Below are 21,490 nucleotides of genomic sequence, written 5' to 3'. Positions count from 1 at the left end.
CATAAGTAACACTCACCTACCACTCAAACATGTACGCCATTTTACTAATGGTTTTTAAAGGCACGTTATGCGTGTTGCGCTTAGCGTATAAATGCTGCATAGACTTGTCTTTTACTTCACCAACAATAACTTCTTTAACTTGATAACCAAGTGCATGTGCTGCTTGAGAGTACGCAATAAACTCCCATTTTTTTATATTGGTGTTATCAACAATTACAAGCGGAATATTTTGCGCTAAAGCATTTATAAAGCGCGCTAAATTTAAATTATGATATTGCGGTAGTTTAAATTTATCAAAGTGATACTCGCCCTGTTCATTGACAAAGTAGTCATCGGTTGAACAAATTAAATACTGGCTTGTATCTACTCCACCAAGCTCATCGGCTAGGGTTTGTGCATAGTAAGACTTACCACTTCCTGGTAGCCCTCTTAAAATAAAAACTTGTTTCATAGCATCCATTTTTGGGTAATGGTAAATATTAAATAGTTAAAATTATGATGTGCTGATTTACCGGCTTAATTGTTACTTATTATTTCATCATTGTAAGCCATTAGAATAACGCTGAAGCAGTTAGCGCGCCCACTAGCTTACACATTTTGCTCGGTAATTAAATAGCCGCAAGGTTGGCTAATTTCAATCCGTAGAGACAACACGCAGTAATAATGCCACAAAATCACTAAATTTCAGAGCACCAAATAACAATAGTGGTAATTTAAAGCAAAAAACGCTTTAAAAGTAACCCACTTGCATAAAAACTTTTAAAGAGTTGCTCACAATAGTTTTTTTATTTTATTTAACTAGGTAAGATACACGGTTCAAGTTCAACGCACTAAATTTAACCGCTGCGTTGAGTAGTTAATATTATACAGTTAGGCAACTTATATCATTGGAGTGAAGATGAGCCATTTAGCGATTTCAGAGCTATTAAAAGGCAATGTTGCGGTAGACAGCCAAGTAACAGTAAAAGGCTGGATCCGTACACGCCGCGATTCAAAAGCAGGAATATCATTTTTAGCCGTTCATGACGGTTCGTGTTTTGATCCTATTCAAGCGGTAGTTCCTAATTCACTAAATAATTATGATGAAGTTACTAGCTTAACAGCCGGTTGTTCTGTGTCGGTTACTGGTGTGTTAGTGCAATCTGCAGGTAAAGGTCAGTCATTTGAAATTCAAGCTAATTCTGTAACAGTTTTAGGTTGGGTAGAAAACCCAGATTCATACCCTATGGCCGCTAAGCGCCACAGCATTGAGTATTTACGTGAGCACGCTCACCTTCGTCCACGTACAAACATGATAGGTGCGGTAACACGTGTGCGTAACTGTTTAGCGCAAGCTATTCACCGCTTTTACCACGAGCAAGGCTTTTACTGGATCAGCACCCCAATCATCACAGCCAGTGACTGTGAAGGCGCAGGTGAAATGTTCCGCGTATCAACACTTGATATGCAAAACTTGCCACGCACTGATAAAGGCGACGTTGATTACAGCGAAGACTTTTTTGGTAAAGAAGCCTTTTTAACGGTATCTGGCCAGTTAAATGGTGAAACATACGCATCGGCTATGTCAAAAATTTACACCTTTGGCCCAACATTCCGTGCAGAAAACTCAAACACGTCTCGTCACTTGGCTGAGTTTTGGATGGTTGAACCTGAAGTAGCATTTGCTGATTTAGAAGATATTGCAAAACTTGCTGAAAACATGCTTAAGTACGTATTTAAAGCGGTACTTGAAGAGCGCCGTGACGATATGGAATTTTTTGCACAACGTATCGAAAAAACAGCAATTAGCCGTTTAGAAGAGTTTGTAGAAAAAGACTTTGCCCAAGTTGATTACACTGACGCCGTAGAAATACTTAAATCATGTGGTAAAAAGTTTGAGTACGCCGTTGAATGGGGTGTAGATTTACAATCTGAGCACGAGCGCTACTTAGCTGAAGAGCACTTTAAAGCACCGGTTGTTATTAAAAACTACCCGCGCGATATTAAAGCGTTTTACATGCGCCAAAACGAAGACGGTAAAACCGTTGCCGCTATGGACGTTGTAGCACCAGGCATTGGTGAAATTATTGGTGGTTCACAACGTGAAGAGCGCCTTGATGTGCTTGATGCGCGTTTAGATGAAATGGGCTTAAACAAAGAAGATTACAGCTGGTACCGCGATTTACGTAAATACGGTAGCGTGCCACACTCTGGCTTTGGTCTAGGTTTTGAACGCCTAGTTGCTTATGTTACTGGTATGGGCAACGTACGTGATGTAATTGCCTTCCCTCGTACTAAAGGCAGCGCAACGTACTAATCAAATTAATTGATTTTAAAAGCCAGCTTTTTTGCTGGCTTTTTAATGCCTGTTGTTTTTAATTATGGCTTTGTTAAATACTGTTTATAAATTAGAGATTTATAAATTTTGAACTATAGTTTTATAACGTATTCGTTATTTGGCTAATAGCATGATAAAAAACCTTATTTTAGCAGCCACCGTACTGCTTTCTTCCTCTAACATTGCAACATCAGTTTCTGATATTGCCCCCGATCACAAGCCTTTACTTATTGGCGGCTCTTCTTCGGTCTCGCACCTATTGCATTTATTAAAGCCCAACTATGAAGAGCAAACTAATACGGCCATGCAAGTCCGCTCTATGGGCAGTACTAAAGGCATTAAAGCCATAGCACAAAACATTATTGATATTGGTGCTTCATCGCGCTATTTAACCAATGAAGAGCAAGAGCAATACCCTCATGTACGTCAAATTGTTATTGCGCAAGATGCGCTGGTATTTTTTACTAACAAAAAAAATAACATTGATTCGCTAAGCGTAGAGCAGCTCAGCGACATTTATGCGGGCAAATATAAAACGTGGCAAGAAGTTAACCCAAATTATAAACCAGAGACACAAAGAGATAATAAAATTCTTTTGTTTAGTAAGGCCTATAACCATGGCACATTTGATATTTTATTAGAGTTTTTAAACCTATCTTTTATGCGGGTTCCAAATGGTAATACAATTAAACTAAAGCAGGCAGGTAACCACGGGTTATTTCCTAAAATGGAAGTGCAAATGTATGACGAATTTAACCAAGCCCTTGGCATAGTACAACGCATGCCCAATGCCATTGCTTTTGACTCTTACGGTGCAATCTCGCAGCTGCTTGGCTCTAAAAAAATAAATAAAATAAATTTACTTGGTATCAATGGCGTTAACGTTTCAGATGAAACTATTAAAAATGGTGAATATACGTTTGTTCGCCCCCTAATTTTATTGGTAAATAGCCAATCTAGCCGCTCTGTAGAACAAGCAGAGCTGCTGCTCAATTTATTAAAAGATAAGCGTGTTTTAGATACTTTGTCAGCGCATCACTATTCTATGCTTGAGGTGGAATAAAAAAAGCCGCAGGAACCTAAGTTCACCGCGGCTTTACAACCAGAATATGTTTATAGCGCGTTTTCAAGCTGCGGTAATACCTCAAATAAATCAGCAACCAGGCCGTAATCTGCCACCTGAAATATAGGTGCGTCAGGGTCTTTATTAATCGCCACAATAACTTTTGAGTCTTTCATACCTGCTAAATGTTGAATAGCACCACTTATGCCCACGGCAATATACAGATTAGGCGCCACTATTTTACCCGTTTGCCCTACTTGCATATCGTTAGGTACAAAACCTGCATCAACGGCAGCACGAGACGCACCAATTGCAGCGCCTAACTTGTCAGCAATACCGTTTAATAAAGCAAAGTTTTCACCATTTTGCATGCCACGACCACCCGATATAACTACCTCTGCTGCAGTTAGCTCAGGACGCTCTGACTCGGTTTGTTCAACACTTACAAAGTCACTTAATTGAGTATCACTTAGTGTATCTAATGCATTTATGCTGGCAGGTGATTGTTGGCTTTGTAAGTCAAAACTACTCGCTCGTACGGTGATCACTTTTTTACTATCAAGCGATTTAACTGTGGCAATTGCGTTACCGGCGTAAATGGGGCGTCTAAATGTATCACTATCTATTACTTCTATTATTTCTGACACTTGCGCTACATCTAAAAGCGCTGCAACGCGAGGCATAAAGTTTTTACCTGTGGTGGTTGCACTGGCAACAATATGTGTATAATTATCGGCAATAGTTAAAACAAGCTCAGCTATATTTTCAGCTAACTGATGCTGATAAAGTGCATTATCGGCGGTGAGTACAGTTGTTACACCTTCAATACTGGCAACCTGTTCGCTCATTGCGCCTACATTTAAACCCGCAATAAGTACATCTATATCAAAGCCTAATTTACTTGCCGCATTGATTGTTTTTGAGGTTTCTGGTTTTAGTGCACCGTTATCGTGCTCTGCAATTACAAGTGTTTTCATTTAAATCACCTTTGCCTCTGTTTTAAGTTTCTCTACCAGCTGGGCTACATCTTCAACAATAATACCGCCACTGCGCTTAGCCGGCTCTTCTACTTTTATTAACTGAACGCGGGGTGTTAAATCAACACCTAACGAATCTGCTGCTATTACATCAAGTGGTTTACGCTTTGCTTTCATTATATTTGGCAGCGATGCATAGCGAGGCTCGTTTAAGCGTAAATCGGTAGTTACAATAGCGGGCAGTTTTAGTGCAACAGTTTGCAAGCCACCATCTACCTCACGGGTTACATTCACTGTGTTACCGTTTACATCCACCTTAGAGGCAAACGTACCTTGGCCGCGCTTAGTTAAAGCCGCCAGCATTTGGCCTGTTTGGTTGTTGTCTGAGTCAATAGATTGTTTGCCTAAAATAACCAGTTCTGGGGCTTCTTGCTCAACTAATTTTGCTAATAATTTAGCAATGTGCAGCGATTCTAGTTTTTCATCGGTTTCGATGTGAATGGCTTTATCTGCACCTAATGCAAGTGCGGTGCGTAGCTGCTCTTGCGCTGCTTTTGCACCAATTGTTACCGCTATAACCTCTGTTGCTGTGCCCACTTCTTTTAATCGAATGGCTTCTTCTATCGCAATTTCACAAAATGGGTTCATTGCCATTTTTACATTTGCTAAGTCAACGTCGCTGTTGTCAGCCTTTACGCGTGCTTTAACGTTGTAATCGATCACTCTTTTTATTGGAACGAGAACTTTCATAGGAACTCCATCTATATTTAAACCTACAAGCTAACGTGTACGTCAACCTATTTATTTTATGAATTCAGACTACTTTCTGTTGACGTAAACGTCAACCTAAAATAACCTTAAAGTATTCACAGCCTGTAACATTTAATGTGCAAGTATTAAAAAGGCTGCATTGCTTATCTAATTTAGCTAAGCCCGTCATTGATTAAGAGGTTATTATGGTCGAACGTGAAACCATGGAATTTGATGTAGTTATTGTAGGTGCGGGCCCAGCAGGCCTTGCCAGTGCTATTAAGCTCGCACAGCTAGCGCAAGAAAAACAACAAGAACAAACTATCTGTGTGGTAGAAAAAGGCTCCGAGGTAGGCGCGCATATTCTTTCAGGTGCGGTATTTGAAACCAAAGCCTTAAATGAGCTTTTGCCTAACTGGCAAGAGCTTGGCGCTCCCGTCACTACACAAGTAACACAGGATGAAATTTATTGGTTTAATAACAGCGAAAAAGCCACTACTCTCCCTCGCTTTGCGACCCCTAAAACATTCCATAATGAAGGTAATTACATTGTTTCTATGGGCAATGTGTGCCGATGGCTTGCCGAGCAAGCTGAAAATTTAGGCGTTGAAATATTCCCAGGCTTTAGCGCTCACTCTTTAATTATTGAGCAAGACACCGTTAAAGGCATCATTACAGGCGATATGGGCGTTGATAAAGACGGCAATGAAAAAGATGGTTATATGCCAGGTATGGAACTTCGCGCTAAATACACTGTATTTGCTGAGGGGTGTCGCGGCCATTTAGGTAAACAGCTTATCAACGAGTTTGCGCTTGATAAAGATGTGTCACCACAGCACTATGGCTTAGGCTTTAAAGAGATTTGGCAAATAGATGCCAGTAAGCACCAGCAAGGTAAAGTAGTGCATGGTACGGGCTGGCCGCTAAGTGGCGATACCAATGGCGGCTCTTTTATGTATCACTGCGATAACAATCAAGTGGTTGTAGGGTTAATTGTTGATTTAAATTATTCTAACCCGCATTTAAGCCCGTTTGATGAGTTTCAACGAATGAAACACCACCCTGTTTTTAAGCAAACCCTTGAAGGGGGTGAACGCATTGCCTATGGCGCCCGTGCAATTGCAAAAGGCGGCCTTCACTCGCTGCCTAAAATGCATTTTGCCGGTGGCTTATTAATAGGTTGCGATGCCGGTACACTCAATTTTGCCAAAATTAAAGGTAACCATACCGCAATGAAATCGGGAATGGTGGCGGCAGACGTTATTTTTAAAGCACTCCAAAATGGCCAAGCTAATACTGATTTAGCCGATTATAAAAACGCATTTGAAAAATCTTGGGCTTATAAAGAGCTTTACCAATCGCGTAATTTTGGCCCCGCGATGCATACATTAGGTAAGTTTGCTGGGGGTGCGTATAATACCCTTGATCAAAACATCTTCAACGGTGCACTGCCCTTTACCTTTAAAGACAACACGCCCGATTACGATACGCTAAAAGATTCAGCTAACAGCCCTCACATTGACTACCCTAAGCCTGATGGCCTACTTAGCTTTGATAAACTCTCTAGCGTGTTTTTATCTAATACTAATCATGAAGAGTCGCAGCCTTGCCATTTAAAGCTTAAAGATCCCGCCATTCCTATTGCGGTTAATTTAGTAAAGTTTGACGAGCCCGCACAGCGCTATTGCCCTGCAGGGGTATACGAAGTTCAACAAATTGAAGGTGAAGATCAGTTTGTGATCAATGCTCAAAACTGTGTGCATTGTAAAACTTGCGACATAAAAGACCCAAGCCAAAACATTACTTGGGTAACACCCGAAGGCGCTGGCGGGCCAAACTACCCTAATATGTAACTATTTTATGCACAAAGGTGCATTAAAAACCTATCTTTTACATATAAATTATAAACCTATCCTAAATTGCAGGGGCTTCGGCCCCTTTTTTACGGTATGCTCATAGATAAGTTTCATAAAGTGAGTATTTAATATGCCGTCGTCAAATGTTGTATTTCGTTTTTTAGCAGAGCCTACCGATGTAAATTTTGGTGGGAAGGTTCATGGTGGTGTGGTCATGAAATGGATTGACCAAGCGGGTTATGCCTGCGCTGCAGGTTGGAGCGGCCATTATTGTGTTACTGTTTCTGTTGCTGGGGTTAAATTTAGACGCCCTATTTTGGTTGGCCAAATTGTCGAAGTTGAAGCAAAAATTGCGCATACAGGCTCAACAAGTATGCAAATATTTATTCAGGTACGGTGTGGCGATCCTAAAACTCAAAACATGGTAGAAACAAACCACTGTGTTATTAGCTTTGTAGCAATGGACGAAACAGGTTACCCGGTAGAGGTTCCTGCTTTTAAAGCACAAACAGAAGAAGATATTAAATTGGAAAACTACGCTATTAAAATGAAACAAATTGCAATTGAGACAGAAAATTTGCTTCATAAAGTATAAAAGTACAATGTAAAATTCACATAGACCATGTAAAAGGTACAACCTTTACTTAGAAAACAAAAAACTAAAAAAGTTCACCCTGCTTATAAAAAATACAAAATAGCCGTAAAAATGCCGTATAAGTCGTTTTTACGGCTATTTTGTAACCACACCCTATTGTTGGCATGCTCACTGCAAATAACTAATTGTCGTTTGATAAGTTAAATCAAACATTTATTATTTTTTTAAAGGAGCTATACAATGATTAAAACACTTTCTCTTTCTGCAATTGCTTTAGCAACACTGGGTTTTAACTCTGCAGCACACGCTGACATTACGGATTTTGATTCTCCTCGCATTTATACAGGTGTTGGTTATGGCCAATACTCATTTGAATTTGAAGACAGCGAAAACGACACTGAATTTGATGACGATGCACAAATGCTAAAAGGTTACATTGGTACACAATTTAACGAACACTTTAGCGTTGAGTTAGCTTATCAAAACTTTGATGAAGTGAGCGACATCGACAGCAAAGCAGAAGTTGATGGTGTGTCATTAGCAGCTATTTTAGCGGCTCCGCTTTCTGAAAGCTTTTCAGTATATGCTAAAGGTGGTTGGTTTGAATGGGATGCAGATGTAGAGCAAGAGCTTCCTGTTGGTAGCATTTCAGCATCACAAGACGGCGGCGACGTGTTTTACGGCGCGGGTATTCAATACGCGTTTTCTAGCAATGTTCAAATGCGCTTAGAGTACGAACGCTACGAACTAGATGATGAAATTGACCCAGAAATGGATGTTGCATCAGTATCAATTCAATACATGTTTTAATAGCATTAAAAACACTTAAGGTGAGCCATGTGCTCACCTTTTTGTTGCTTATACATAATATCCATCGGTAATAATAGCTAATCATTTTGCGGCACTAAACGTGTCGTTCCAGCCTCAAAATAGCTCCACTTAATTAAGCAAATTGGTATAAACACTAATCACTATATTTTAAACCGCTTAGTCTAATACTCCATTAAACCAGCCAGTATAAAATATAACGTATTAACTGTACTGCTATAAATACCAAATAGAGGTAGAATAGCGCCCTATTTTTTAGTTAACTGAGCATTATGAGCGATTATAGCATTTCGGCTGTTGGCCACATTCAATCCCCTTATAAACAAAAGTTTGCAATACCAAGGCAGCCACGTTTAGTGCCTCAAGCTAAAGCCAAACTTATTTTTACTGCTGAGTTTAATCGTGAAGAATTTGTGCGAGGCATTGAAGAATTTAGCCATATTTGGCTGTTGTTTAGGTTTCATGAAACCGCCGATAAAGGCTATTCAGCTATGGTTCGCCCACCACGTTTAGGCGGTAATGAGCGCAAAGGCGTTTTTGCAACACGCGCCACATTTAGACCAAACGCCATTGGGATGAGCGCTGTAAAACTTGAAGGCGTTGAGTATAAAAACGGCCAACTTAGTTTACTGCTTGCTGGTATAGATTTACTCGATGGCACGCCTATCATCGACATAAAGCCTTACTTACCGTATTCAGATGCAATGCACGACGCCAGTGCCGGTTTTGCCGATACCCGACCAGAAACACAAATGAGCGTCGCGTTTTCACCCGAGGCAATTGACTTTATTGCCAAGCAAACACACTACCCTGAGCTTGAAGATTTTATTGCTAATGTACTAAAACAAGACCCACGCCCTGCCTATAAAAAACAAAAACAAGGCGAGCAAAGTTATGGTATGACACTGTATAATTATAATATACGCTGGCAGGTTAACGGCGAGCATAACTTAGTAACAAGTATAGAAAATAACTAAAAAGTGCAGTTAGCGCTTTAGTGTAAAAGCAAGCGCTGGTAAACTTAGTGCCCTATTAAAAAGAACATATTACTTAATTTCGGAAAAATCATGCGTACCAGTCAATATATACTCGCAACACTTAAAGAAACGCCATCAGATGCTGAAATTGTTTCGCATCAATTAATGCTTAGAGCCGGTATGATCCGTCGCGTCGCTTCGGGTTTATATACATGGTTACCCTCTGGTTTACGCGTGCTTCGTAAAGTAGAAAGTATTGTTCGTGAAGAAATGGATAAAGCAGGCGCAATAGAAATGTTGATGCCGGTTATTCAACCTGCTGATTTATGGCAAGAGTCTGGCCGTTGGGAGCAATTTGGTCCTGAACTTGTGCGCTTTAACGACCGCCATAACCGTGAGTTTGCGCTAGGCCCTACGCATGAAGAAGTAATTACAGATTTTGTTCGTAAAGAAATTAGCAGCTATAAACAACTGCCTGTTACTTTGTACCAAGTACAAACTAAAGTGCGCGATGAAAGACGCCCACGCTTTGGTGTAATGCGTGCACGTGAATTTACGATGAAAGACGCGTATTCATTTCATCTAAGTGAAGCGTGTTTAGATGCCACATATAAAGTAATGCACAAAGCGTACTGTAATATTTTTGAACGCTTAAACCTAGAATACCGCCCAGTACTTGCTGATACAGGCTCTATTGGTGGTAGCTTATCACATGAGTTTCATGTACTTGCTGAATCAGGTGAAGACGCGATTGCCTTTAGTGATGCAAGCGATTATGCAGCTAACATCGAAAAAGCAGAAGCGTTAGCTCCAACTCAAAGCCGCCCTGAGCCATCTAAAGAGCTTAAAGCGTTTCCTACACCGGATGCTAAAACAATTAGCGAGCTTAAAAAACACTACGGCGTTAAACCACACCGCGGTGTTAAAACTTTAATTGTGTACGGTACGCCAGATGAAAACGAACAACGTGGTTTAGTTGCGCTTGTACTACGTGGCGATCACGAGTTAAACGAATTAAAGGCTGAAAAGCACCCACTTGTAGACTCTCCACTTGAAATGGCCACTGAGGCTGACATTGTTGCGGCTATTGGTGCAAAGCCAGGTTCACTTGGCCCTGTGGGTTTATCAATGCCAATTATTGTAGACAGAACTGCTAATGTAATGGCAGATTTTGTTGCCGGTGCTAATAAAGATGACGAGCACTTTAGCGGAATTAACTGGGATCGCGATGTTAAAGAATATCAAGTTGCTGATATTCGTAACATTGTTGAAGGCGATCCGAGCCCGTGTGGACAAGGTACTTTACAAATTAAACGCGGTATTGAAGTTGGTCATATTTTCCAACTTGGTACTAAGTACTCAGAAGCCATGAAAGCAGGCGTACTGAGCGAGTCGGGTAAAAACCAAGTAATGACTATGGGTTGTTACGGTATTGGTGTTTCGCGCATTGTGGCAGCGGCTATTGAGCAAAATAATGATGATTACGGTATTATTTGGCCACAATCTATTGCCCCATTTGATTTAGCTATTGTGCCAATGAACATGCATAAGTCGCATCGTATTCCTGATATTGCTAATAATCTATACCAAGGTTTAAAAGATGCAGGCTTAGATGTTTTATTTGATGATCGTAAAGAGCGCCCTGGCGTTATGTTTAACGACATGGAATTAATGGGTGTACCTTATACTTTAGTGATTGGTGAGCGTAACCTTGATGAAAACAAGGTTGAGCTCAAAAATCGCCGTACCGGTGAAAAGTTAATGGTTGATTTAGACACCGCAATTGAGACTATTAAAGCGGCTGTTAAAGGTTAATAACACCCACGCTTAAAACAAATTATAAGGCCGCATTTAAACATGCGGCCTTTTTTATGCGCGTTTAATGGTAATGTATATAAAAGCTGGTCACCTAATCTTCTATCCAGCACAATAAACTTTAATTAGCTGGTTGGATATAAATTGTCATGGAGGCTTCGCTAAAGTGTCTCATAAGTGTCATTAGATTTATCTACAGTGTTTAATTATTACACTATGGATGACGGGCATGACAAACAATCAACAGCGTAAAAAACAACATTATCCAGCCGTTTGGATATCGGATGTACACTTAGGGTATAAAGACTGTAGAGCCGACTATTTATTAGATTTTTTAAACTCAATTGAATGCGATACGCTTTATTTAGTAGGTGATATTGTTGATTTGTGGGCGATGAAGCGCAGTTTTTATTGGCACCCATCTCATTACCAAGTGCTTAGTTGCATTCAACAAAAAGCCCTTGATGGCACCCGTGTAATATACATACCTGGTAACCACGACGAGACCTTTCGCCACTACATAAATCAAACTTTATTTGGTGTAGAAGTCCACCAGCAGTTTATTCATACCACAAAAGCCAATAAACGCTTTTTACTGCTCCACGGTGATGACTTTGACTCGGCAACCCGCTACAACAAGCTCATTAGTATTGCAGGCGATGCAGGTTACGACTTACTGCTGTTTTTAAATCGTTGGACTAACCGAGTTCGTAAAGTGTTTGGCGGTAACTACTATTCGCTTGCTGCATGGATAAAAGCACGCGTACATAAAGCCCGTGAAGCCATAGCGGCTTTTGAAGATGCCGCTATTCATGAGGCAAAAAAACAAAAGGTCGATGGCATCATTTGCGGACACATCCATCACCCTAAAATTAAAGTAGTAGATGGCATAGTGTATTGTAATGATGGTGATTGGATTGAAAGCTGTACCGCATTAGTTGAGCAGCCAAACGGTAAAATAGAGCTGTTGCATTGGTCTGATACGCAAAAAGTACTTGATACAGCCGATGTAACCAGCTTAGTTAAACCTATTCAAACTGATACCAAACCAAGTAAGTCAGCAGCGTAACTGCTGACTTAGCTCATTTAGTTTAACCAGGTTAGCAGCCTATTTTTAAGCGTTTTAGGCTTTATTGGCTTGGTAATATAATCATTCATGCCGGCGGTAATGCAACGCTCTCTATCGCCTTCCATTGCACTTGCGGTCATGGCAATAATTGGAATGCTAATATACTCAACCCCAGCTTTAGCATTTCTTATCTCGCTGGTGGTATCGTAGCCATCTAGGTTAGGCATTTGGCAATCCATTAAAATTAAGTCAAACGGTTGCTCTTGATTAAATTTAAGGGCAGAGAGTGCTTCTATACCATCACTTGCACAGGTAATTTTTATCCCTGTGCGTTTTAAAATAGCCTTCGCTACCTCAATGTTAATCATGTTGTCGTCAACCAATAATACATGATATTTAGACAACTCAGGCTCTGGCTCTATGTCGTTTGCTTGTTTAGGCGCGGTTAAAACAAACTCATTATTAGCACCAAAAATACTGCCTAGCTTATATGTAAATTGATCTTGCGTAAGTGGTTTGTGCAAAATGTGGCTATGCTCAGGAAACACCTTTTTAGATTGCTTATTAACCACCATGTCTCGCAATATAAGCACATATTTTTTATCTGCCTTTTCGCAGTAGCTTATTAGCGCATTAACTTGCGGGTGTTCGTCATCAATAATCAGTAAATCGGCATCAAATTCGCTGTGTTCACTAAAGTAGTCGAGCCTTGTAATATGGCTCGGCTGAATTTTACAGGTTTGAGTTAATAATCCGCATACATTTTTAAATACATTATCGCGGGCAATAAGCGCCGCTACACTGACCTCTTTAGAAAGCTCAATGCCGGTATTAAGTTTTTGCTGTTGCGCCACATGTAACTCTACCGTTGCAACAAAGGTGCTGCCTACGCCTTTTTCACTGCTAACGGTAATATTACCGCCCATTAATTGCGCCAGTTTTTTACATATAGATAACCCTAAACCGGTGCCACCAAAATGGCGCGTTGTGCTTGAATCTTCTTGGGTAAACACATCAAACAGTTTATCGATGTTTTCAGTGGCAATACCAATACCGGTGTCTTTAATTATAAAGCTCATTAAAATTTTACTGTCGGTAATGTATTTAGAGTTTAAGGTTAAACTTACTTCGCCTTTATGCGTAAACTTAAACGCATTATTTATTAAATTAATTAAAATTTGCTTAAGGCGATGGCTATCACCGATAACCATTCTGTCGACCACGTTTTGGGTATTTAAAAAGACCTCTAGCCCTTTACGTTGGCCCTGCAGCGCAATTGAATTAATCATATCGCTACAGACAGAGATAACATCAAACGAGTGATTATCAATATCTAGTTTACCCGCTTCAATTTTAGAAAAATCTAAAATATCGTTAATTAAACTCATTAACGAGTGTGCACTGCTATTGGCTAACTTTAAATAATGTTGCTGTTGCTCAGTGAGGCTGTCTTCTTTAAGCATTTCAAGCATGCCTAAAACACCGTTCATGGGTGTGCGTATTTCGTGGGAAATATTGGCTACAAAGTCACTTTTTGCTTGGCTTGCGGCAAGGGCTTGGTCAATCGCTCGCTCAAGTTCAACAGTACGCTGAGATACCTTTAACTCTAACGTGCTGTTTAAACCCTGTAACTGTGATTGAGTATGCTTTAACGAGCTGATATTACGTAAAATAGCAGCAACTTGATAACGATTACTAAATACATCAAATACGCTGGTCAGCGTGATTGAATAGTATTCTTTATTGCCATCATCACCAGTATAAACCGCTTCAAATGGCATTTTAGAGCCGTGCTCTATGGTTTCACTAATGCAGTTTTTATCTTCATCTGCAAGGGTAAATAAGTTACTAAAGCGGGTGTTGTCATTACCTAGCCTACTCGCAAAAACTTTTTTAGCCGTTTGATTACAGTGAATAATAGTTTCATCACTGTCTATGGTAATAATAGCGTCGAGTGAATTTTCAATCACTTTATTATTTTGCTCTGTTAAAGAATGTATAAGCAGCTTGCGATTAATATAACGCTGATATAACAGCGTAATAATTATAAATATGGTAAAAAATGTGGCGGTAATGGCAATAAAACTTTCGCGCCTTTTTGCAACGCGTTCCAATAAGGTTTCAGAATCAATAGAAACGGCCATCTCTAACGGCAGCATGGCAATATCGCCTTCAAAACTTACCCGTTTATTTAAAAAGTACTGTTCTGGTGCATCACCTATTAACAAGGTTTCGTGAGAATTCATGTTTTGTGTGGGGCTAAATTCATCACTCCAGGTTTTGGCTTGGTTAAATTCAAAGCCAAACCGTAAATCAGGGTTTGGGTGGTATAAAAATTCGCTTTCATTATTAAGCAAATAAATATTAATCCCAGGTGGAAGTTCAAACGTTAAACTTTCAAATAACTTATCTGCGGAGTAGTTTGTCACTAAAATTGCAAACACTTGCTTTAAATGATCGAAAACCGGCTTAGCTACGCGGTATGTACTCACAAAGGGTTTTTGTATTTCACCGTTTTCGCGGTTGAAGTTAATAGGCGATATATACACACTTTTTTCATCAAGCATGCTGGCTTTAAGTACGTAGTCTCGCCCGCCTTTTTTTTGCAGTTGTGCGCCCTGTAGCCTAATTATGTCACCTAAAAAGCGGTCTACACGTACTATCTCTTGGCCATTTTCAGCAAGCATAATGTAACGTGCTTGCAAAATAGAATCGTCGGTTTGCATAAACCCGCTAAAAATATCAGCAAGGCGGTCTTGCCATACAGCAATTGGGGTTTGTAATAGTGGGTCGATTAATTGGTTATCGGTCGCTCTAGATATACCTTGAATAGGTGGAGTGGCGTTTAAAAAGCGAATAGCGGTAATACTGTCGTTTAAATGGTTTTTTAAAGACGCGGCTTTTGTTTCAAGCTCACGATTGAGTTCATTACGTGCATCGTTATATATCTCTGCGCGCACTTTTTTTTCAAACACATACACCGAAGGCAATGCAATAACTAAAAAAACAATAATGGCAACCAGTAATAATTTATTACCTTTTGCTGCTGTTATAAATACATTCCTTTTTAGCATTGAACCCTCACTCCTCACTATTTTCTAGGTTAGATTATAGAGGATTATTTGATAAAAAATAGAAGTAAAAATAATTAGTTACTTAAAAAAGTGTAATTAAAGTTTGAACAAATACTCTAAACCAATCACTTAGTATTACTATTAAAAAGCAGTGTTAATTTAAGATGAATACCACTCTAAAAAACATACAAATTAATATAGACGGCAAATAAAAAATTATAAGCGATAACAGTTAATGGGTAGTAAAGGTAAACGAGCAAGACAATACCTTGCCCGTTTATAAAACCTTAAACTATCTAAATAATACGTCTTCGCGGTTAAACCACTTAACACAAAAGGCAAGTAACGCGCCGGCAATAAGTGCCGTAGCCAAAAATATTAAGCCAACCAAGGTGTAATCTACCGTGCCTTTAACAATTTCTTTAATTGCGAGCGCTACATTAGTAACAGGAATAAAAGCAGTTTTAGCTGTTAGCTCTACATTAGGCATAATGGATACAATGATGGGAAAAAACACCCCCATACTCAAAGGTGCCATGTAATTTTGGGCCTCTTTAAATGTACGAGCATAAATAGATATTGCTAATGCCAATGCTGAGAATATCGCGGCAATAGGTAGTAACAATACAAAAATCATTAACAAATCGCTTACCGCTAATGAGCTAAATGCTGTTTTAATTACTTCTAGGTCTGCAAATGCAAGGGCTACCGCTATCCACCCGCCCATACTGAGTACAGTTATAGTTGTTGATGCAATTGAGGTTGTCAGTAAGGTTATAAATTTGCCTAGTACAAGCTCTGTACGCGTAATAGGTGTAAGCAATAAGGTTTCTAATGTACCGCGCTCTTTTTCACCTGCACCTAAATCTATTGCTGGGTACGTAGCGCCCATAAGAACTATAGGAATCAGTAGGTAGGGCAAAAAGCCACCTAGCTTTTCACCTAAGTTTTCACGTTTATCGGCGGTATCAACCTTTACTACTTCAATAGGGGTTAAAAGTGCTAAATGGGCTTCTTTTTCAATACCAAAACTGATTAATTTTTCTGTTTGTAATGCATCGCTATACTCTTTGGCGAGCTCTTTTACACGCTGAAATAAAAAGTTGATAGATTTAGCATCATTAAATACCACTTCCCACTTACTTTGCTGGGCATCATTTAAGGCTTGTTTAGCGTTAGTGGGTAAATATATACCCATGTCTATATCACCTGCGATTACCCCTTCTTTTAGCTCTTCAATGTTATTAAAGGTTTTAGCACCTTTATAAAGTTCAAAGCTTTTATGATAAAACACTTTTTCGGTAAACTCTGGCGCGTAGTCGCCATTAATAATGGCGTAGGTATGTACCTTTTGTTCAGCGTCGAGTGCCGCTTGAGAGCTAATAAACGCCATAACGGCAAATAATAAGGGAAACACCGCAACGGGTAAAGCGACTACAAACAACAAGGTTTTTTTATCGCGTAGGAGTTCTGTTAATTCCTTTTTAAAAACTTCAAACATCGTGTTTCTCCGTTAATATGTTCATAAACGCTTGGTTTAGCTCTTCACTATTACCTGCCTGTTTGAATTCAGCAAGTGTGCCATCAAAGCAGCTTACGCCTTCATTAATTACCGCAACACGGTCACATAAAAGGGCCACTTCATCTAAATGGTGCGTTGAAAAAATAACAGGCGTGCCTTGCGCCTTTAAGCCTTTTATAAAGTTGATCACTGTTTGTGTGGTCATTATATCAAGACCAGTTGTTGGCTCATCGAGTACCACCACTTCTGGGTGATGTACCACAGCGCGTGCAATATTAGCTTTTTGCTTCATGCCGGTAGATAGGTTTTCTGCACGTTTATCAATAAATTTATGCATGTCGAGCAAAGTAAAAAGCTCTTCACAACGAGCCGCTATTTGCTCTTTGTTCATTCCATGAAGCTTTGCAAAGTATTCAATATTTTCTTTAACGGTCAGACGAGCATACAAACCAGTTGAACCGGATAAAAAACCAATAGACTTGCGCCCTACTAACGGCTTTTTAATTATGTCGTTGCCGGCAATAGTTATTGTGCCTTCATCGGGCTTAAGTGCAGTTGAGAGCATACGCAATGTAGTAGTTTTACCCGCGCCATTAGGGCCAAGTAACCCTAACACTTCGCCTTTTGCACATTGAAAGCTGACATCTCTTACTGAATGAAAAAAATCTTTATCTTCACGCGGGTCTATATCATCAACTTTATTTTTTTTGTGATCCTTGGTTAACTTAAACTTTTTTTTAAGCCCTGCGACTTCTATCATTTTCGTATCCTTCGTTTAGCTCTAAAGTAGTCGGTATTATCATAGAACGATTCATTCTCATTTGCGTCATGCCATCCTGGTACACCTAATAATGGCAATGGAGAAAGCTGTTTGTTATCGGCTAAGCAATGCTCTATTTTTATCTTCTCATAAAGTACTTGGTCTAGGTACTGATATTGAGTAACTAAATCTTTACAAAATATTTCATCCGGTACACATACAAATAACGCTTTACCCGTTAAACCAATATAGGGCTTTGTGAGCATTTCATAATTAGCGTGGCCAAACATAAAAGGTTGTATTGTTTTGCCCCACTCTTCTCGGTGAGTTATAAATGCAGTTTTCCATTGGTGGTCTGTTAAAAGCGTTTGCCACTTAGTATCACTAATGGCAAGCACCACGCCGCACTCGTCAAATAATGTGAGTGCATTACGATGTTTAGTACGTTGCTTTAAGCCGTGCTGCGCTATTTCTTGTACGTGGCGCTGATTAATAAGCGCCTTGGTTTTTGGAAACAAACACCAAATAAAGCCACCAAATAAGTCGTGCCAATTTTTACTGCGTGTTGGCACTACGCCAGTTTCAAAAATGACTTGCTCGTAATAGCGCTCGCCAAAATCAACGTTTGCATCGTCTTCAAACGTTATGGGGAGGTTATTAGCATTAATGGCATTCAAATATACACTGAACCAATCGGGGGTTGGCCAATCAGTTTGTTTATCAATATTAAACAGTGTTCGTAAGTGCTCAAACGCACCGCTTTTCAAACTACTAACTTGCCATTGCTCGGGCGGAGTAAAGCGCTTCATTTATACCTTTAACAATTTATGCTGTTAATTTGCGGGCAGTTTACCGCAAAAACTGGTTCTAATTAATAGAAGTTAATATACTAATCACATCTTAGAACAAGAATAGAGCTACTATGAAACGATATTTCTCTCTCACACTGATTGCTGGCGCTGTATTAGCTGGCTGTGCAACAACAAGTATTACACCTACCGATGTAACAAAGGGTTACAACAGTATTAAAGCAGATGAACTTGCAGCGCACATTAAAGTGCTTGCCTCTGATGAATTTGGCGGTAGAGCGCCTTCATCTGAAGGTGAAAAGTTAACGCTTGATTATCTGACCACTCAATTCAAAGCATTAGGGTTTGAACCCGGTAATGGTGATAGCTTTTTACAAGAAGTGCCGCTTGTTTCATTAGAAGCTGATTCAAATATGGTATTAAGTATTGGTGGTAAAGATTATCAATACAAAAAAGACATGGTTATGGGCAGTAGCCGCATTAGCGCACAAGAAGGGATTGAAAATTCAGAGCTTGTCTTCGTAGGTTACGGTGTAAATGCCCCTGAATATAACTGGAACGATTACGAAGGCCTAGACGTAAAAGGCAAAACTGTTGTTATGCTTGTTAACGATCCGGGTTTTGCTACAAAAGATCCTGCGTTATTTACCGGCGATGCAATGACCTACTATGGCCGCTGGACTTATAAATATGAAGAAGCGAGTCGTCAAGGTGCAGCCGGTGCTATCATCATTCACGAAACGGCCCCTGCGTCATACCCGTGGTCAGTGGTTGAAAACTCATGGAGCGGTGAGCAGTTTGGTTTTCAAAAAGAGAACAACAATATGGACCGCGTTGCGGTTGAAGGCTGGGTGACCACTGATGTAGCAAAAGAGTTATTTGCTAAAGCGGGTCTTGATTTTGAGACTGCAAAAGCCAATGCAGCTAAAGGTGCGTATAACGTTGACATGGGGGATTTAACTGCATCAGTTAATGTTAAAAATACAATTAAAAAATCGGTGTCGTATAACTTTATTGCGACGTTGCCGGGTAGCGAAAAAGCGGATGAACATGTTATTTATTCAGCGCATTGGGATCACCTAGGTACAGATACAACCCGTAAGGGCGACCAAATTTATAATGGGGCACACGATAACGCCACAGGCACTGCGGGGCTTATTGAGGTTGCAGAGGCATTTACTAAGCTGCCAAAGCACCCTACTCGCTCAATGACATTTTTAGCTGTTACGGCTGAAGAGCAAGGCTTACTTGGATCTAAATACTACGCTGCTAACCCGGTTATTGCTGCTGATAAAACAGTCGCCAATATAAACATGGATAGCCTAAACTTATTAGGTAAAGTAAAAGACATGAACGTAGTAGGTTTAGGTAAGTCGCAAATGGACGACCTACTAGCCAAAGCAGCAAAAGAGCAAGGTAGAACAATAGCGGGCGACCCTAAACCATCATCAGGTGGTTATTACCGCTCTGATCACTTTGCATTTGCAAACATGGGTATTCCGGCTATGTATGCAGGCGGCGGTACTGTTGCCGCTGATGAGGATACAGCAAATTATCGTAAACGTATGAGCTTAGTGCTACGTGGTTGTTACCATCAACCCTGTGACAGATACCGCGATGAGTGGGATTTATCGGGTGCGGTGCAAGACTTACAATTGTTTTATAAAGTAGGCTTTGATATTTCTGAGCAAGCACAATGGCCAGCATGGTACGAAAACTCAGAGTTTCAACGCAAATAATGTATTTCGCCTAAACGTAGGTTATTTACCATCGAAAAACTCAAACTGAGCTATCGATTTAAATAGATGCAAATGATATTGATTATCATTTGCAAAATGTATAAAGTGTGTCCTAGTTAAAATAAAACTGGGGCACACTTATGATTTTACTCTCTCAAATAGGATTTATTACGCCAGCTTCCAAACGGTTTGTTAGCCAAAATAAACGCTTACTCCTACCACTTTTTTTATTGGTATGTTTAGCTGTTCCTAGTCTTCGCGAAATAACCATTACTGCTCTCAGTGATGCGTTTTTTCAGGTTAGTGTATTTGTAGCGGCTACGTTACTTATTTACTACTACGCAATAGAACATATCCCTCAATTAGAAATGAGCTACTTAAGCGCTAAATCTAAGTCGCTTGAAGTGCTGTTTGCATCCGTTCTTGGCGCTTTACCCGGCTGTGGTGGTGCAATTATTGTGGTTACTCAATACACTAAAGGCCAAGCAAGCTTTGGGGCTATTGTTGCTGTACTTACCGCCACAATGGGCGATGCTGCTTTTTTACTGCTTGCTACGCGCCCCACTGAAGGTTTAACAATAATGGCTATAGGTTTAGTGGTAGGCACACTGTGTGGATTAATAGTTAATGCAATTCACAAACCTGATTTTTTACGTCCCAGCGCACAAGAGCAAAAGCACCAAGTAAAAGTTTTGCCCACTAAAATAATAAAAATTAGCAAACCTGTGTGGATGTTTGCCATTATTCCAAGTTTAATCATTGCGTTTTTAATTGCCTTTAATGTGGACTTTAACCAATTTGGTCAATATACCAGCACCGGTATTAGCTTATTTGGTGCAGCAATGGCACTGTTTACGGTTGTTATATGGGCCTACTCTTGTAAAGGTGAAACCTATAAAGAAATTACCTCAGAAGAGGATGAATGTAATCCGCCTTCAAAGCTTATAAAAGTATTACAAGATACCCATTTTGTAACTGCATGGGTGGTGGCTTCGTTCATGCTGTTTGAAATATTAGTCAGTTTGGTAGGCCTTGATTTAAAAACCTGGTTTATGCACTACGCCTATTTAGCACCGTTAATTGCAGTCGTCATTGGTTTTTTACCTGGCTGTGGGCCACAAATAATTGTAACCACGCTTTATATACAGGGCATTATTCCTTTTAGTGCATTAGCTGCTAATGCGATTTCAAATGATGGCGATGCGTTGTTTCCTGCTATTGCAATGGCGCCAAAAGCGGCTGTAATTGCTACCTTGTATACCTCTATACCTGCTTTAGTTGTTGGTTACGGGCTTTACTTTTTAAGTTAACAGTTTAAAAAATCATAAGTATAAAAAAG

The 21,490-nt window shown here is 39.9% G+C and carries 17 protein-coding genes; 10 read left to right on the top strand and 7 right to left on the bottom strand.

Translation table 11 applies throughout. The features are described 5' to 3' along the window. Nucleotides 1-16: 16 nt before the first annotated feature. Nucleotides 17-451 (bottom strand): ATP-binding protein, encoded by a 435-nt coding sequence (locus tag CWC04_RS13605; protein WP_004586647.1) that lies wholly within the window; start codon nucleotides 449-451, stop codon nucleotides 17-19. Between the two features lie 447 nt (nucleotides 452-898). Between CWC04_RS13605 and asnS the strand changes: the two genes are divergently transcribed. Together asnS and CWC04_RS13595 are read left to right on the top strand one after the other, a co-directional pair. Then, nucleotides 899-2,296, top strand: coding sequence for an asparagine--tRNA ligase (gene asnS / locus CWC04_RS13600; protein WP_024033570.1), 1,398 nt, complete (start codon nucleotides 899-901; stop codon nucleotides 2,294-2,296). A 151-nt stretch (nucleotides 2,297-2,447) separates the two neighbouring features. Beyond that, nucleotides 2,448-3,380: a PstS family phosphate ABC transporter substrate-binding protein gene (locus tag CWC04_RS13595; RefSeq protein WP_138685675.1), complete on the top strand. Its 933-nt coding sequence runs from the start codon at nucleotides 2,448-2,450 to the stop codon at nucleotides 3,378-3,380. Between the two features lie 50 nt (nucleotides 3,381-3,430). On the opposite strand, the gene CWC04_RS13590 is transcribed toward CWC04_RS13595, so the two are convergent. Both CWC04_RS13590 and CWC04_RS13585 read right to left on the bottom strand, forming a co-directional pair. Beyond that, nucleotides 3,431-4,357: an electron transfer flavoprotein subunit alpha/FixB family protein gene (locus CWC04_RS13590; RefSeq protein ID WP_138685674.1), complete on the bottom strand. Its 927-nt coding sequence runs from the start codon at nucleotides 4,355-4,357 to the stop codon at nucleotides 3,431-3,433. Next, nucleotides 4,358-5,107 (bottom strand): electron transfer flavoprotein subunit beta/FixA family protein, encoded by a 750-nt coding sequence (locus CWC04_RS13585; RefSeq protein WP_138685673.1) that lies wholly within the window; start codon nucleotides 5,105-5,107, stop codon nucleotides 4,358-4,360. A 206-nt stretch (nucleotides 5,108-5,313) separates the two neighbouring features. Between CWC04_RS13585 and CWC04_RS13580 the strand changes: the two genes are divergently transcribed. From CWC04_RS13580 to CWC04_RS13555, 6 genes are all read left to right on the top strand, one after another. Next, entirely contained in the window at nucleotides 5,314-6,960 is a 1,647-nt protein-coding gene (locus CWC04_RS13580) for an electron transfer flavoprotein-ubiquinone oxidoreductase (RefSeq protein ID WP_138685672.1), read from the top strand. Between the two features lie 133 nt (nucleotides 6,961-7,093). Then, entirely contained in the window at nucleotides 7,094-7,558 is a 465-nt protein-coding gene (locus CWC04_RS13575; protein ID WP_004586653.1) for an acyl-CoA thioesterase, read from the top strand. A gap of 240 nt (nucleotides 7,559-7,798) precedes the next feature. Continuing rightward, nucleotides 7,799-8,368, top strand: a complete 570-nt coding sequence (locus CWC04_RS13570) for an outer membrane beta-barrel protein (RefSeq protein WP_024033565.1) — start codon at nucleotides 7,799-7,801, stop codon at nucleotides 8,366-8,368. A gap of 290 nt (nucleotides 8,369-8,658) precedes the next feature. Then, nucleotides 8,659-9,363 (top strand): tRNA (N6-threonylcarbamoyladenosine(37)-N6)-methyltransferase TrmO, encoded by a 705-nt coding sequence (tsaA, locus tag CWC04_RS13565; RefSeq protein WP_138685671.1) that lies wholly within the window; start codon nucleotides 8,659-8,661, stop codon nucleotides 9,361-9,363. Nucleotides 9,364-9,453: 90 nt separating this feature from the next. Then, nucleotides 9,454-11,178, top strand: coding sequence for a proline--tRNA ligase (locus tag CWC04_RS13560; protein ID WP_138685670.1), 1,725 nt, complete (start codon nucleotides 9,454-9,456; stop codon nucleotides 11,176-11,178). Nucleotides 11,179-11,407: 229 nt separating this feature from the next. Then, a complete protein-coding gene (locus tag CWC04_RS13555; RefSeq protein ID WP_138685669.1) occupies nucleotides 11,408-12,247 on the top strand; it encodes a UDP-2,3-diacylglucosamine diphosphatase in 840 nt (279 codons plus the stop codon). Nucleotides 12,248-12,264: 17 nt separating this feature from the next. Here the strand turns inward: CWC04_RS13555 and CWC04_RS13550 are convergent, their stop codons facing one another. From CWC04_RS13550 to CWC04_RS13535, 4 genes are all read right to left on the bottom strand, one after another. Beyond that, on the bottom strand, nucleotides 12,265-15,321 hold the full coding sequence (locus CWC04_RS13550; RefSeq protein ID WP_138685668.1) for an ATP-binding protein: 3,057 nt from the start codon (nucleotides 15,319-15,321) through the stop codon (nucleotides 12,265-12,267). Nucleotides 15,322-15,613: 292 nt separating this feature from the next. Next, nucleotides 15,614-16,822 carry an ABC transporter permease gene (locus tag CWC04_RS13545; protein WP_126007145.1) on the bottom strand — a complete coding sequence of 403 codons (1,209 nt, stop codon included), beginning with the start codon at nucleotides 16,820-16,822 and terminating at the stop codon, nucleotides 15,614-15,616. Continuing rightward, nucleotides 16,815-17,603, bottom strand: coding sequence for an ABC transporter ATP-binding protein (locus CWC04_RS13540; protein ID WP_138685667.1), 789 nt, complete (start codon nucleotides 17,601-17,603; stop codon nucleotides 16,815-16,817). Before CWC04_RS13540 ends, CWC04_RS13545 begins: the two co-directional genes overlap by 8 nt. Continuing rightward, nucleotides 17,600-18,412: a DUF3025 domain-containing protein gene (locus CWC04_RS13535; protein ID WP_024033558.1), complete on the bottom strand. Its 813-nt coding sequence runs from the start codon at nucleotides 18,410-18,412 to the stop codon at nucleotides 17,600-17,602. Before CWC04_RS13535 ends, CWC04_RS13540 begins: the two co-directional genes overlap by 4 nt. A 113-nt stretch (nucleotides 18,413-18,525) precedes the next feature. Here CWC04_RS13535 and CWC04_RS13530 point away from each other — a divergent pair, with 113 nt between their 5' ends. Beyond that, nucleotides 18,526-20,151 carry a M28 family metallopeptidase gene (locus CWC04_RS13530; protein WP_138685666.1) on the top strand — a complete coding sequence of 542 codons (1,626 nt, stop codon included), beginning with the start codon at nucleotides 18,526-18,528 and terminating at the stop codon, nucleotides 20,149-20,151. Nucleotides 20,152-20,291: 140 nt separating this feature from the next. After that, nucleotides 20,292-21,461, top strand: a complete 1,170-nt coding sequence (locus tag CWC04_RS13525; RefSeq protein WP_138685665.1) for a putative manganese transporter — start codon at nucleotides 20,292-20,294, stop codon at nucleotides 21,459-21,461. The last annotated feature ends 29 nt before the right edge of the window (nucleotides 21,462-21,490 follow it).

It is taken from the genome of Pseudoalteromonas sp. S2893 (assembly GCF_005887105.1).
Classification (GTDB): Bacteria; Pseudomonadota; Gammaproteobacteria; order Enterobacterales; family Alteromonadaceae; genus Pseudoalteromonas; species Pseudoalteromonas atlantica.
This window is presented reverse-complemented; position numbering and strand designations above follow the sequence as displayed.

Bases quoted from the DNA above. Each gene is read 5' to 3' on its own strand.
- CWC04_RS13605 (WP_004586647.1), bottom strand. From the start codon at position 451: ATGAAACAAGTTTTTATTTTAAGAGGGCTACCAGGAAGTGGTAAGTCT.
- asnS (WP_024033570.1), top strand. From the start codon at position 899: ATGAGCCATTTAGCGATTTCAGAGCTATTAAAAGGCAATGTTGCGGTA.
- CWC04_RS13595 (WP_138685675.1), top strand. From the start codon at position 2,448: ATGATAAAAAACCTTATTTTAGCAGCCACCGTACTGCTTTCTTCCTCT.
- CWC04_RS13590 (WP_138685674.1), bottom strand. From the start codon at position 4,357: ATGAAAACACTTGTAATTGCAGAGCACGATAACGGTGCACTAAAACCA.
- CWC04_RS13585 (WP_138685673.1), bottom strand. From the start codon at position 5,107: ATGAAAGTTCTCGTTCCAATAAAAAGAGTGATCGATTACAACGTTAAA.
- CWC04_RS13580 (WP_138685672.1), top strand. From the start codon at position 5,314: ATGGTCGAACGTGAAACCATGGAATTTGATGTAGTTATTGTAGGTGCG.
- CWC04_RS13575 (WP_004586653.1), top strand. From the start codon at position 7,094: ATGCCGTCGTCAAATGTTGTATTTCGTTTTTTAGCAGAGCCTACCGAT.
- CWC04_RS13570 (WP_024033565.1), top strand. From the start codon at position 7,799: ATGATTAAAACACTTTCTCTTTCTGCAATTGCTTTAGCAACACTGGGT.
- tsaA (WP_138685671.1), top strand. From the start codon at position 8,659: ATGAGCGATTATAGCATTTCGGCTGTTGGCCACATTCAATCCCCTTAT.
- CWC04_RS13560 (WP_138685670.1), top strand. From the start codon at position 9,454: ATGCGTACCAGTCAATATATACTCGCAACACTTAAAGAAACGCCATCA.
- CWC04_RS13555 (WP_138685669.1), top strand. From the start codon at position 11,408: ATGACAAACAATCAACAGCGTAAAAAACAACATTATCCAGCCGTTTGG.
- CWC04_RS13550 (WP_138685668.1), bottom strand. From the start codon at position 15,321: ATGCTAAAAAGGAATGTATTTATAACAGCAGCAAAAGGTAATAAATTA.
- CWC04_RS13545 (WP_126007145.1), bottom strand. From the start codon at position 16,822: ATGTTTGAAGTTTTTAAAAAGGAATTAACAGAACTCCTACGCGATAAA.
- CWC04_RS13540 (WP_138685667.1), bottom strand. From the start codon at position 17,603: ATGATAGAAGTCGCAGGGCTTAAAAAAAAGTTTAAGTTAACCAAGGAT.
- CWC04_RS13535 (WP_024033558.1), bottom strand. From the start codon at position 18,412: ATGAAGCGCTTTACTCCGCCCGAGCAATGGCAAGTTAGTAGTTTGAAA.
- CWC04_RS13530 (WP_138685666.1), top strand. From the start codon at position 18,526: ATGAAACGATATTTCTCTCTCACACTGATTGCTGGCGCTGTATTAGCT.
- CWC04_RS13525 (WP_138685665.1), top strand. From the start codon at position 20,292: ATGATTTTACTCTCTCAAATAGGATTTATTACGCCAGCTTCCAAACGG.